Origin of the sequence: Streptomyces sp. NPDC047981 (assembly GCF_040653315.1) — a bacterium.
Classification (GTDB): Bacteria; Actinomycetota; Actinomycetes; order Streptomycetales; family Streptomycetaceae; genus Streptomyces.
Genome location: NZ_JBEZNQ010000131.1, coordinates 1 through 12,783, shown reverse-complemented (window position 1 = coordinate 12,783; position 12,783 = coordinate 1). Strand labels below are relative to the sequence as shown.

At 72.3% G+C, this 12,783-nt stretch carries 12 protein-coding genes; 9 read left to right on the top strand and 3 right to left on the bottom strand.

The window, feature by feature from the left end; translation table 11 throughout:
- The first annotated feature begins 76 nt into the window (after positions 1-76).
- From AB0E14_RS37740 to ilvD, 3 genes are all read left to right on the top strand, one after another.
- Positions 77-937, top strand: a complete 861-nt coding sequence (locus tag AB0E14_RS37740; RefSeq protein WP_362429408.1) for a sugar phosphate isomerase/epimerase — start codon at positions 77-79, stop codon at positions 935-937.
- Entirely contained in the window at positions 934-1,548 is a 615-nt protein-coding gene (locus AB0E14_RS37735; RefSeq protein WP_362429405.1) for a TetR family transcriptional regulator, read from the top strand. The genes AB0E14_RS37740 and AB0E14_RS37735 overlap by 4 nt, the downstream gene beginning before the upstream one ends.
- Before the next feature lie 104 nt (positions 1,549-1,652).
- A complete protein-coding gene (gene ilvD / locus AB0E14_RS37730; RefSeq protein WP_362429402.1) occupies positions 1,653-3,506 on the top strand; it encodes a dihydroxy-acid dehydratase in 1,854 nt (617 codons plus the stop codon).
- Positions 3,507-3,621: 115 nt separating this feature from the next.
- Here the strand turns inward: ilvD and AB0E14_RS37725 are convergent, their stop codons facing one another.
- The gene (locus tag AB0E14_RS37725; RefSeq protein ID WP_362429399.1) at positions 3,622-5,781 is read right to left on the bottom strand and encodes a PQQ-binding-like beta-propeller repeat protein; all 2,160 of its coding nucleotides are present in this window, start codon (positions 5,779-5,781) and stop codon (positions 3,622-3,624) included.
- A gap of 157 nt (positions 5,782-5,938) precedes the next feature.
- On the opposite strand from AB0E14_RS37725, the gene AB0E14_RS37720 reads away from it, so the two are divergent.
- From AB0E14_RS37720 to proC, 5 genes are all read left to right on the top strand, one after another.
- The gene (locus tag AB0E14_RS37720; RefSeq protein WP_362429396.1) at positions 5,939-6,253 is read left to right on the top strand and encodes a peptidase; all 315 of its coding nucleotides are present in this window, start codon (positions 5,939-5,941) and stop codon (positions 6,251-6,253) included.
- Positions 6,254-6,332: 79 nt separating this feature from the next.
- A complete protein-coding gene (locus AB0E14_RS37715; RefSeq protein WP_362429393.1) occupies positions 6,333-6,857 on the top strand; it encodes a hypothetical protein in 525 nt (174 codons plus the stop codon).
- A 171-nt stretch (positions 6,858-7,028) separates the two neighbouring features.
- Complete coding sequence (locus AB0E14_RS37710; RefSeq protein ID WP_362429413.1) at positions 7,029-7,820, top strand: ABC transporter ATP-binding protein; 792 nt, start codon at positions 7,029-7,031, stop codon at positions 7,818-7,820.
- Positions 7,817-8,608, top strand: coding sequence for an ABC transporter permease (locus AB0E14_RS37705; protein WP_362429389.1), 792 nt, complete (start codon positions 7,817-7,819; stop codon positions 8,606-8,608). The genes AB0E14_RS37710 and AB0E14_RS37705 overlap by 4 nt, the downstream gene beginning before the upstream one ends.
- 84 nt (positions 8,609-8,692) lie before the next feature.
- The gene (gene proC, locus AB0E14_RS37700) at positions 8,693-9,502 is read left to right on the top strand and encodes a pyrroline-5-carboxylate reductase (protein WP_362429386.1); all 810 of its coding nucleotides are present in this window, start codon (positions 8,693-8,695) and stop codon (positions 9,500-9,502) included.
- A 43-nt stretch (positions 9,503-9,545) separates the two neighbouring features.
- On the opposite strand, the gene AB0E14_RS37695 is transcribed toward proC, so the two are convergent.
- The gene (locus tag AB0E14_RS37695) at positions 9,546-10,133 is read right to left on the bottom strand and encodes a cysteine hydrolase family protein (RefSeq protein WP_362429383.1); all 588 of its coding nucleotides are present in this window, start codon (positions 10,131-10,133) and stop codon (positions 9,546-9,548) included.
- Positions 10,134-10,226: 93 nt separating this feature from the next.
- On the opposite strand from AB0E14_RS37695, the gene AB0E14_RS37690 reads away from it, so the two are divergent.
- Complete coding sequence (locus tag AB0E14_RS37690; protein WP_362429411.1) at positions 10,227-11,198, top strand: helix-turn-helix domain-containing protein; 972 nt, start codon at positions 10,227-10,229, stop codon at positions 11,196-11,198.
- On the opposite strand, the gene trpS is transcribed toward AB0E14_RS37690, so the two are convergent.
- Positions 11,165-12,163 (bottom strand): tryptophan--tRNA ligase, encoded by a 999-nt coding sequence (trpS, locus tag AB0E14_RS37685; RefSeq protein ID WP_362429380.1) that lies wholly within the window; start codon positions 12,161-12,163, stop codon positions 11,165-11,167. The genes AB0E14_RS37690 and trpS overlap by 34 nt on opposite strands.
- Between the last annotated feature and the right edge of the window lie 620 nt (positions 12,164-12,783).

Below are 12,783 nucleotides of genomic sequence, written 5' to 3'. Positions count from 1 at the left end.
GTCCACGCCCCCCGCGCCCCCCACCGTGACCGGAACCACCTCCCCGGCCCCGGCCCCGCCCCGTACCCTGTCCTTCGTGGCAGAACCAGTCGTGCGCATCCCGGATGCGAAGGTCGCGCTGTCGACGGCCTCGGTCTATCCGGAGTCGACGGCGACGGCCTTCGAGATCGCCGCGCGCCTCGGCTACGACGGCGTCGAGATCATGGTGTGGACGGATCCGGTCAGCCAGGACGTCGAGGCCCTGCGCCGGCTCTCCGACTACCACCAGGTCCCGATCCTCGCCGTCCACGCGCCCTGTCTGCTGATCACCCAGCGCGTCTGGTCCACCGATCCCTGGGTCAAGCTCCAGCGTGCCCAGTCGGCCGCCGAGCGGCTCGGCGCCTCCACGGTGGTCGTCCACCCGCCGTTCCGCTGGCAGCGCCAGTACGCGCGCGACTTCGTCACCGGGATCTGGCGGATGGCCGACGAGACGGACGTACGGTTCGCCGTCGAGAACATGTACCCCTGGCGGTACAAGGACCGCGAGATGCTCGCGTACGCCCCCGAGTGGGACGTCACCAAGGACGACTACCGTCACTTCACGGTCGACCTCTCGCACACCGCCACCGCCCGCACGGACGCCCTCGCCATGATCGACCGCATGGGCGACCGCCTCGGCCACGTCCACCTCGCCGACGGCAAGGGCTCGGCCAAGGACGAGCACCTCGTGCCCGGCCGCGGCAACCAGCCCTGCGCGGAGCTCCTGGAGCGCCTGGCGCTCACCGGCTTCGACGGCCACGTCGTCATCGAGGTCAACACCCGGCGCGCGATGTCGGCGGCCGAGCGCGAGGCGGACCTCGCCGAGGCCCTCGCCTTCACCCGGCTCCACCTGGCCTCCGCGGCGGCCGCGGGCTCGGCCACGACCTCGTCCCGGCCCTCCGGGGCGCCCCGCCCATGACCGGACCGGCCGCCCCGCGCCGCCGCGGCCGTCCCTCCCGTACCGAGGAGGAGAGCGGCCCCGGCGCACGCGAGCGCATCCTGGAGGCCGCCCGCGCGCAGTTCGCCGAGCGCGGCTACGACAAGACCTCCGTGCGCGGCATCGCCAAGGCGGCCGGCGTGGACCCGGCGCTGGTGCACCACTACTTCGGTACGAAGGACGAGGTCTTCGCCGCCTCGATCGAGGTCTCCTTCGAGCCCGCCCTCGTCCTGCCCGCGATCCTCGGCGGTCCGCGGGACGGGATCGGCGAGCGCCTCGCCCGTTACTTCATCGGCGTCTGGGAGAGCCCGGTCAGCCGCGCCCCGCTCCTCGCGATCGTGCGCTCGGCGCTGACCCACGAGGCGGCGGCGAAGGTGCTGCGCGGTTTCGTCCTGCGGCGGCTCCTGGAGCGGATCGCCGCCGACCTCGACGTACCGGACCCGACGTTCCGCGCCGAGCTCGCCGCCTCCCACATGATCGGGATCGCGATCCTGCGGTACGTCATCCAGGCCGAGCCGATGGCCTCCGCGGACCCGGAGGTGATCGTGGCGCACGTGGCCCCGACGCTCCAGCGCTACCTCACGGAAGCGTGACCGAAGGCTGAACAGGGCGTCCGGCATGCGGACGCGCCGTCCAGATCTTGGGCGGTCGGCGTACGCTCGTAACAAGCACCCCCATCACTGAGGAGCGAGCGACGATGCCCGAGCTGAGGTCCCGCACAGTCACCCACGGCCGCAACATGGCGGGCGCACGCGCCCTTATGCGCGCCTCCGGTGTACCCGGCGCGGACATCGGCCGGAAGCCGATCATCGCCGTCGCCAACTCCTTCACCGAGTTCGTCCCCGGCCACACCCACCTCCAGCCGGTCGGCCGGATCGTCTCCGAGGCCATCACGGCGGCCGGGGGCATCGCGCGCGAGTTCAACACGATCGCCGTCGACGACGGCATCGCGATGGGCCACGGCGGCATGCTCTACTCCCTGCCCTCCCGCGACCTGATCGCGGACAGCGTCGAGTACATGGTCGAGGCGCACTGCGCCGACGCCCTGATCTGCATCTCCAACTGCGACAAGATCACCCCGGGCATGCTGAACGCGGCCCTGCGCCTCAACATCCCGACGGTCTTCGTCTCCGGCGGTCCGATGGAGTCCGGCAAGGCCACGCTGGTCGACGGCACGGTCCGCACGCTCGACCTGGTCGACGCGATCTCCGACGCCGTCAACGACAAGATCTCGGACGAGGACATCCTCCGCATCGAGGAGAACGCCTGTCCGACCTGTGGGTCCTGTTCCGGCATGTTCACCGCCAACTCGATGAACTGCCTGACCGAGGCCATCGGCCTCTCCCTCCCCGGCAACGGCTCCGTCCTCGCCACCCACACCGCGCGCAAGGCGCTGTACGAGAACGCGGCCCGCACGGTCGTCGACATCACGCGCCGCTACTACGACGAGGACGACGACTCCGTCCTGCCGCGCTCGATCGCGACCCGCGCGGCCTTCGAGAACGCCATGGCCCTGGACATCGCCATGGGCGGCTCGACGAACACGATCCTGCACCTGCTCGCCGCCGCCCAGGAGGCCGAGCTGGACTACGGCCTGTCCGACATGGACGCGATCTCCCGCCGGGTGCCCTGCCTGGCCAAGGTCGCCCCGAACGTGGCGCCCGGCGGCACGTACTACATGGAGGACGTCCACCGCGCCGGTGGCATCCCGGCCATCCTCGGCGAGCTGTACCGCGCGGGCCTGCTGAACGAGGACGTCCACACCGTCCACTCCCGCTCCATCAAGGAGTGGCTGGAGACCTGGGACGTGCGCGGCGGCTCCCCGTCGGAGGAGGCCGTCGAGCTGTGGCACGCGGCCCCCGGCTGCGTCCGCTCGGCCACCGCCTTCTCGCAGTCCGAGCGCTGGGAGACCCTGGACACGGACGCGGCCGGCGGCTGCATCCGCGACGCGGCCCACGCGTACTCCAAGGACGGCGGCCTCGCGGTCCTGCGCGGCAACCTGGCCGTCGACGGCTGTGTCGTGAAGACGGCCGGCGTGGACGAGTCGATCTGGACCTTCGAGGGCCCGGCCGTCGTCTGCGAGTCGCAGGAGGAGGCCGTCGAGAAGATCCTGAACAAGCAGGTCAAGGACGGCGACGTGGTCGTCATCCGCTACGAGGGCCCGCGCGGCGGCCCGGGTATGCAGGAGATGCTCTACCCGACGTCCTTCCTCAAGGGCCGGGGCCTGGGCAAGACCTGCGCGCTGGTGACGGACGGCCGTTTCTCGGGCGGTACGTCGGGCCTGTCGATCGGCCACGCCTCGCCGGAGGCGGCGTCGGGCGGCACGATCGCGCTGGTCGAGGACGGCGACCGGATCCGTATCGACATCCCGAGCCGCGGGATCGAGCTGCTGGTCGACGAGGCGACGCTGGCGGCCCGCCGCGAGGCGCTGGGCGGGGTCTACGCCCCGAAGAACCGCGTGCGCAAGGTCTCGGCCGCACTGCGGGCGTACGCGGCGATGGCGACGAGCGCGGACAAGGGCGCGGTGCGCGACGTGTCGAAGCTCGGCTGACGCCGCTGACGCCAATGACGCGCTGACGCGCCGTTGCGCCGACGCGCCGACGACGCCGAACGGAGTGCGGGGAGCCGCCCGGAAGGGCCGCTCCCCGCACTCCTGCGTCCGCGCGTCACCACCCCGCCGGATCCCGCCCGTCCACCGCGAACACCGACCCGTCCGGCGCGGTCCCGAACACCGTGGAGCCGACGACGGGCGAGGGCACCGTCGCCGCGTACCCGAGCCGCCCGTCCCTGAGCCGGGGGCCGGTCTGCCCGAGCAGCGCCCCGCGACCGGTGTCGACGGCGAGCAGCCGCCCGTCGGCCACGGAGAAGTACAGCCGCCCACCGGGCCCGAGCACGGGCGCGGACACGTTCCCCGACGCCGTCTCCAGCTCCCACAGCACCCGCCCGGCGACGGTGTCGACGGCGGTGACGCTGCCGGCGAGGTCGAGGAGGTAGGCGATGTCGCCGGCCACGACGATCTTCGCGTCGTCCTGTGGGTACGGCAGGGCGATGCGGCGTACGGAGCCGTCGGCCGGGTCGTACCGGACCAGGGCGTCGGTCAGGCTGTCGAGGGTCGAGGAGCGCAGGATCACCACGCCGCCGCGGCCCGTGCTCACGGGGACGAGATCGCCGGCGAGCCGCTTCCGCCGGACGACCTCGCCCGTCTCCGGGCGCAGGGCGCCGAGCGTGGTGCGGGTGCCGTCGCCCGTCGTCTCGAAGACGGGCACGAGGCCCGAGGCCGCGTCGTACGGGCCGAAGAGGGGCGCGGTGAAGCCGTCGAGCGCGTGGCGCCAGCGCTGCTTGCCCGTCGCCCCGTCGACGGCCCTGACGGCGGAGGTGGACGTCGGGTGGAGCAGCGTGCTTCCGGCCGGGTTGACGCCCTCCTGGCGGGCGGCGTCGCCGGTGTCCCAGACCGGAGCGCCCCGCTCGGCGGAGAACGCCCGCAGCGCCCCGCCGTCGGCGACGGTCCCGACCGGGCCGCCGAGGGGCACGGGGGCCGAGATGTGCCCGCCGGGCGCACCGGGCCGTGACCAGAGCACGCGGCCGGTGGCCGGGTCGAGCCGGGCGAGCGCGACGCCCCTGGCGGAGCAGTAGAGCGCGTCGGCCGAGGCGACGCAGGAGGGGGCGGCCGAGCCGCCGCCCTTGCCGAGCGCGGTCTCCCAGCCCTCGAAGGGGCCTGCCTCGGCGGCGGGTTGCGCCCGCGGCGCGGTCGTCTCGCCGTCCGCCGGGCGCAGGGCCAGGAACGCGCCCCCGGCGGCGAGGACCGCGAGCGCGGCGGCGGCCACGACCGACGGCCGGAGCAGCCTGCGCCGGGCGCGCGGCACGGAGGCCCGTACGGGAGTGTCGGCGTCCCACGACGCTGCGGACGCGTAAGCCCCCGCCGCCCCGGCCGGCGTGCCCGGCAGCGGGTCGGGCAGGGTGGGCGGCCGTCGCTGGGCGGGTATGAACGCCGCCGCCTCGTACGACGGAGGCTGCAGCGCCGCCATGATCTCGGCCGGGGTCGGCCGGTCCGCCGGCTCCTTGGCCAGGCAGCGCGCGACGAGCGGCGCCAGCGCGTCCGGAACGCCCGTCAGGTCCGGCTCGTCGTGGACGACTTGGTACGCCACGATGTACGGGCTGTCCGAGTCGAACGGCCCGTGCCCGGTGGCCGCGTGCACCAGGACGGAACCGAGCGCGAACACGTCCGCCGCCGGGCCGACCTCGCGGGGCCGCTGGAACTGCTCGGGCGCCATGAACGGCGGCGAGCCGATCAGCTTCCCGGTCTCCGTGTGCAGATCGCTGTCGACCGGCCGGGAGATGCCGAAGTCGATGACTTTCGGCCCGGTGTCGGTCAGCAGCACATTGCTCGGCTTGAGATCGCGGTGCACGACACCGGCCCGGTGGATGTCGCGGAGCGCCTCGGCAAGGCCCGCGGTCAGCCGGCGCAGCTCGGCGGGGGAGAGCGGCCCGTTCCGCTTCACCTGGTCGGCGAGCGTGGGCCCGGGCACGTAGAGGGTGGCCATCCAGGGGCGTACGGCGTCGGGATCGGCGTCCACGACGGGCGCGGTGAAGGCCCCGCTCACCCGGCGCGCGGCGGCCACCTCCTGGCGGAAACGCGCCCTGAACTCGGGGTCCTCCGCGTACTGTCCGTGCACCACCTTGACCGCGAGCCGCAGCCCCGACGCGGAGGTGGCCAGGTGCACCACGCCCATGCCGCCCGCGCCGAGGCAGGCCTGGAGACGGTACTCACCCGCGTACTCGGGCTCTTCCGCTTCCCGGTCGGCACCGGTCCTGCGCAGCGGCGGCATCGCCCACCCCCGTGTGGTTCCGCGTCGTGTCCGCGCGCGTGCGCGACGCACGGAGCCTAGTCGATGGCGCACGGGATGTCGGTGGGGCTTGCTAGCCTGCGCGTCGCGGAGAGTGAAAGTCAGCGGAGCGCTTTCGCGCCAACGGGGGAGGATCACGATGGGTGGGGACAAGACGGCGGACGGTACGGCGGCGGAGCTCGCGGACGGGGTGTCGGCGATGACCGTCGTCCGCTACCCGGTCGCCCCGGGATACCGCGTGAACGTGCGCTCCGGCCCGGGCACGCAGTACCGCATCGTGCGGACGCTCGGCCTGGACGCCCGGGTGCCGATCAACTGCCAGACGACGGGCGAGCGCGTCAGCGGCCCGTACGGCACGACGAACATCTGGGACTGCATCGCGGCCGGTGAGTTCATCTCGGACGCGTACGTGAAGACGGGCAGCGACGGCTTCGTCGCCAAGCGCTGCGGCTGAGACGTCCCGTCGCCCGCGCGGGGACGCCGAACGGCGGCGGGATCCGGGAATCGCGGGCGATCCGGGGATAATCGACTCCGTGAGCGACGAAGACCAGACCGCCAAGCCCAGCAGCACCGCGGCCGATGCGCCCGCAGGTCCGCAGCCCGAGGAGATCCGTTTCTTCGGGACGACCTGGGTGGAGCACGACGGGCAGTACGGGCTCCGCCGCGCCGGCGTCGCCCTCGGGGCGCTCGTCGCCGCCGCGGCGGGCTGCTTCGTGCTCCGCTTCGCCTACCAGGGCCTGGAGATCGCCGAGGTCGGCGGCTTCGTGAACATGCTCGTGGTGCTGATGTTCGCGATCTGCAGCGCCATCGCCTTCCGCAAGACCTGGGAGGGCTTCGTCCGCCGCCCGGCCGACCCGGGCCGCGAGGACTCGCTGCGCAGCCTCAAGATGATCGGCTTCATCGGCTCGCTCCTGGCCTACTTCTTCCGCTGCTTCACCGAGGCGCCGGGCGAGAAGCTGCGCCGCGAGGAGTACGAGACGGCCCGCAGGCAGTACGAGAAGCGCCGCGGCGCCCGCACGGGCAACCCGGCGGCCCGCAAGAAGCCCAAGCGCAAGTAGCCCGAGCGCACCCGGCCCAAGCGCACCTGCGCGGGCCGCGCACCCGTCACCACTGTCAGAGCCCCGGCCGACCCATCGGCCGGGGCTCTGACGCGTGCGTCCCGCGCCTGCGCCCCGCGGCTGCCACGACGCTTGACGCCCGATCCCCCCAGGAGCATTATTCAACGCATGATGAATTACCCGGAAGGGGGCCCCGCCCCAGCGATCTCCGCGCACGCCCTGACCGTCGTACGCGGCGACCGCACCGTCCTGCGCGGCCTCGACTTCACCGTCCCCCCAGGCCGGATCACCGGCCTCCTCGGCCCCTCCGGCTGCGGCAAATCCACCCTCATGCGCGCGGTCGTCGGCACCCAGGCCAACGTCACCGGCACCCTCGACGTCCTCGGCCGCCCCGCCGGCGACGCCACCCTGCGCTCCCGCATCGGCTACGTCACCCAGGCGCCGTCCGTCTACGACGACCTCACCGTCCGCCAGAACCTCGACTACTTCGCCGCCGTCCTCCTCCCCGGCCGCGCCCACCGCGAAGAGCGCCGCGCCGCCGTCGCCCGCGCCATCGACGACGTCGACCTCGCCTCCCACGCCGACGCCCTCGTCGGCCGGCTCTCCGGCGGGCAGCGCAGCCGCGTCTCCCTCGCCGTAGCCCTCCTCGGCACCCCCGAGGTCCTCGTCCTCGACGAACCCACCGTCGGACTCGACCCCGTCCTCCGCCGCGACCTGTGGAACCTCTTCCACCGCATCGCCGCCGAGCGGGGCGCGGCGATCCTCGTCTCCTCCCACGTCATGGACGAGGCCGAACGCTGCCACCGGCTCCTCCTCATGCGCGACGGCGAGATCCTCGCCGAGGACACCCCCGACGCCCTGCGCCGCCGCAACGACACCGCCACCGTCGAAGAGGCCTTCCTCCACCTCGTCGACGCCGCCGACGCCCGCGAAGCCGTCCGCCTCCAGGAGCCCCAGCCATGAGCAGCGCCCCCGCCTCCCCCACCGCCGGCCTCCCCGCGCAGGGCGTCGCACCGTCCCTCTCCCGCACCCTCGCCACCACCGCCCGCGTCCTGCGCCAGCTGCGCCACGACCCCCGCTCGATCGCGCTGATGCTCCTCGTCCCGTGCCTGATGCTCTTCCTGCTCCGGTACGTCTACGACGGCGACCCGCGCACCTTCGACAACATCGGCGCCTCGCTGCTCGGCATCTTCCCGCTCATCACGATGTTCCTGGTGACCTCGATCGCCACCCTGCGCGAACGCACCTCCGGCACCCTGGAACGCCTGCTCGCCATGCCCCTCGCCAAGAGCGACCTCATCGGCGGCTACGCCCTCGCCTTCGGACTCCTCGCCATCGTCCAGTCCGTCCTCGCCACCGGTCTCGCCGTCGGCTTCCTCGGCCTCGACGTCATCGGCTCGCCCTGGCTGCTCCTCCTCGTCGCACTCCTCGACGCCCTCCTCGGCACCGCCCTCGGCCTCTTCGTCTCGGCCTTCGCCGCCTCCGAGTTCCAGGCCGTCCAGTTCATGCCGGCCGTGATCTTCCCCCAGCTCCTGCTCTGCGGCCTCTTCATCGCCCGCGACCAGATGCAGCCCGTCCTGGAAGCGATCTCGAACGTCCTGCCCATGTCGTACGCCGTCGACGGCATGAACGAAGTCCTCCGCAACCCCGACATCACCGGCGACTTCATCCGCGACGCCCTCGTCGTCGCAGGCTGCGCCGTCCTCGTCCTCGGCCTCGGCGCCGCCACCCTCCGCCGCCGCACGGCCTGACCGCCCCTCGGACACCCACACCGCGCGCACCCGCGCGGTGCGAGGATGGCGACACGTATTCCTTCCGGCGAGGTGAACAGAGCCATGACCCAGACCGTCGCAGTCCTCGGCACCGGCAAGATCGGTGAAGCGCTCCTCAGCGGCATGATCCGGGCCGGCTGGCGCCCCGCCCACCTCCTGGTCACCGCCCGCCGCACCGAACGCGCCGAGGAACTGCGCGCCCGCTACGGCGTCGAGACCGTCACCAACGCCGAGGCCGCCAAGCGCGCCGACACCCTCATCCTCGCCGTCAAGCCCCAGGACATGGGCCGTCTCCTCGACGAACTCGCCCCCCACGTCACCGCCGACCGCCTCGTCATCAGCGCCGCCGCCGGCATCCCCACCTCCTTCATCGAGGACCGGCTCACCACCGGCACCCCCGTCGTCCGCGTCATGCCCAACACGCCCGTCCTCGTCGACGAAGGCATGTCCGTCATCTCGGCCGGCAGCCACGCCACCCCCGACCACCTCGTGCACACCGAGGAGATCTTCGGCGGCGTGGGCAAGACCCTCCGCGTCCCCGAGTCCCAGCAGGACGCCGCCACCGCCCTCTCCGGCTCCGGCCCGGCCTACTTCTACTTCCTCGTCGAAGCCATGACCGACGCCGGCATCCTCCTCGGCCTGCCCCGCGCCCAGGCCCACGACCTGATCGTCCAGGCCGCCATCGGCGCCGCCGTGATGCTCCGCGACAGCGGCGAACACCCGGTCAAGCTCCGCGAGGCCGTCACCTCCCCGGCCGGCACCACCATCAGCGCCATCCGCGAACTCGAGAACCACGGCGTACGGGCCGCCCTCATCGCCGCCCTCGAAGCCGCCCGCGACCGCAGCCGCGAACTCGCCTCCGGCAACGGCTGACCGCGACCGCCCGAGGGCCCGACCCCGATCCGCCGGGCGGGCCCTACCCGGCCGCGCCCGCCAGCACCTCGGCCGTCGACACGACCCGGGCGAACCCACCCCCGTGCAGGGACACCGCCGTCGCCCGGGTCAGCTCGTCCGCCGTCGCCGCCCACCCGAACGGCCCCGCCAGATCGAACGTGTGCATCGCGTCCAGCACGAACACCACGTCGTACCCGAGATTGCCGGCCATCCGCGCCGTCGTCTCGTTGCACATATTGGTCTGGATCCCGACGACCACGATCTCCGCGACGTCCTCCCCGGTCAGCCACACGTCCAGCGACGGCTCCCCGTAGAACGCCGAGTTCACGCGCTTCGTCACCAGCAGCTCCCGCCCGCCGCCCTTCCCCCTCCTCTCCTCGACGAAGTCCTTGAAGTCGTTCCCCACCTGCCCCACCCGCAGCGGCGACCCCGGCTGAACCGAGTCGTGCCGTACGAACACGACCGGCCGCCCCGTCGCCTGCCACAGATCGATCAGCGCCGCGATGTTCTCCTCGGCACCCGGGTTGTTCCGCTTCCCCCAGAAGTCCTCCTCCTCGAACCCCTTCTGCAGGTCGACGACCACCAGCGCTGCGTTCTCCGCGATCTCCATGCCCTCGATGCTGCCTCCACCCGGCCACCCTCCCCAGAGGGAGAGAAGACGGCGATCGATGGTTTACTGCCACCCGTGCAGCGCATCGCCCTGATGGCCATCCCCGGGATCCGCGCCTTCGACGTCTCCGTCGTCACCGAGGTATGGGGCACCGACCGCCGCACGCGCGGTGTCCCGCCCTTCGAGCTCCGCCGCGTCGCGACCGACCTCACCACCCCCGTCCCCCTCCGCGGCGGCCTCACCCTCACCCCCGATCGCCCCCTCGACTGGCTCGACGGACTCACCCCCACCGACCTCGTCCTCGTCCCCGGCATCGAGGACCCCGACCGCGACACCCCCGCCCCCTACCTCGAAGCCCTCAACCGGGCCCACGCCACGGGAATCCCCGTCGCCTCCCTCTGCGCCGGCGCCTTCGTCCTGGCCCAGGCGGGACTCCTCGACGGCCGCCGCGCGGTCACCCACTGGCAGCTCGCCCCCACCCTCGCCGCCCGCCACCCCCGGACCACCGTGGAAGCCGACGCCCTCTTCATCGAGGACTCCGGTATCTGGACCTCCGCCGGCACCGCCGCCGGCATCGACCTCTGTCTCCACCTCGTCCGCACGGCCCACGGCGCCGAAGCCGCCGCGTCGATCGCCCGCTCGATGGTCACCGCCCCCTTCCGCACGGGCACCCAGGCCCAGTTCATCGAACACCCCACACCCCGAGCGGACCGCGACGCCGACACCCTCGCCGCCGTCCGCTCCTACGCCCTGGCCCACCTGGACGAACCCCACACCGTCGCGAGCCTGGCCACCCGCGCCGGCATGTCCCCACGCACCTTCGCCCGCCACTTCCAGGCCACCACCGGCACCACCCCCCTCCACTGGCTCATCACCCAGCGCGTCGCCGCCGCCCAGAAACTCCTCGAACGCACCGACCACCCCCTCCCCGAGGTCGCCCGCCGCGCGGGCTTCGGCAGCGAGGTCACGATGCGCCAGCACTTCGCCTCGCACCTCGCCACCAGCCCACGCGACTACCGCAACGCCTTCCGTCACACGGCAGGCAACAGCCCGATCGCCCGATAGGCCCGGTCCACCAACGGCCGCGCCATCCCCCGGGCCCGCTCGGCCCCATCCCGTAGCACCTGATCCACATATCCCGGATCGGCCGCCAGCTCCGCGTGCCGATCCCGCACCGGCCGCAACAGCTCGACCACCGCGTCCGCCGTGTCCCGCTTCAAAGATCCGTACGACTCATATACACCGGCCAAGGCTCCGGGGTTCCCACCCGTCGCAGCCGCCAGCACATCGAGCAGATTCGCCACCCCGGGCCGGCCCTCCCGGTCATAGGCGACATCCCGCCCGCTGTCGGTGACGGCCCGCATGATCTTCCGCCGGACGGTCTCCGCGTCGTCCAGCAGATAGACGATCCCCGCCCCGTTCTCGTGCGACTTCCCCATCTTCGAACCCGGGTCCTGCAGATCCATCACCCGAGCCGCCACCACCGGATGCGTCGCCTTCGGAACCGTGAACACATGCCCGTACCGCTGGTTGAAGCGCACCGCCAGATCCCGGGTCAGCTCCACGTGCTGCCTCTGATCCTCACCGACCGGCACCTCATCGGTCCCGTAGGCCAGGATGTCCGCCGCCATCAGCACCGGATACGTCAGCAACGACAGCCGCACCCCCTGCCCGGCCGCCACCGCCCGCGCGCCCTTCTCCTTGTACTGGATCATCCGCCGCAGCTCGCCGTCCGTGGCCGTGCACTCCAGCAGATAGGACAGGCGCGCGTGCTCGTCCACATGACTCTGGACGAAGAGGGTGCACAGCTTCGGATCGAGCCCGGCCGCCAGCATCAGCGTGGCCGCCTGCCGGCTCAGCCGCCGCACCCGCGCCGGGTCATGGTCCACGGTCAGCGCGTGCAGATCCACGACGCTGAACAGCGCCTCCGACGCGTGCTGGTCCACCTCGACCCACCGCCGCACGGCCCCGAGGTAGTTGCCCAGGGTCAGATGGCCGGTCGGCTTGATCCCGCTGAAGATCCGCTTCATCGCGTTCGTACTCCCTCTCCGATGTGCGCCGACCCGTCGGCCGCACTCCCGAAGGGGGGATACGCGAACGGCCGCCGAGTCGGCGGCCGCTGAGTGCATGCGTCTAGTGGGGCCGCCGGGTCAGGCGGCCCACCACTGAGTGGTGTGCGCATGCGTGGTCATGCCCAGAGGGTACGCCCGAGGACCGGGGTTGACATGGGATTACCCGGTCCGTAGTGTTCTCCGAGTTGTCCGACGTGAGCACCGACCCCGGTCGGCCCCGGACAGCCATTCCGCAAGATCCATCAGAAGCTGACGGCGCTTCGTCGCGCCGTCGTGCTTTCCGTGCGTTTTTGCGAAATGAGGAATCCGCGTTCGAAGGTTTGAGCGCGAGCCGCCCGATTAGCGTCGGGGGCAAGGAATCCGCTAAAGTCTCACTCGTCGGAACGGCCCAACAGCCGGGAAGGCAACCCACTCTGACTGGGAATCAGGCCCGAAAGGATCTGATAGAGTCGGAAACGCAGGAAGGTGGAAACGGGAAACCGAAGAAGCCGGAAAGCACCGAGGAAATCGGATCGGAAAGATCTGATAGAGTCGGAAACGCAAGACCGAAGGGAAAAGCCCGGAGGAAAGCCCGAGAG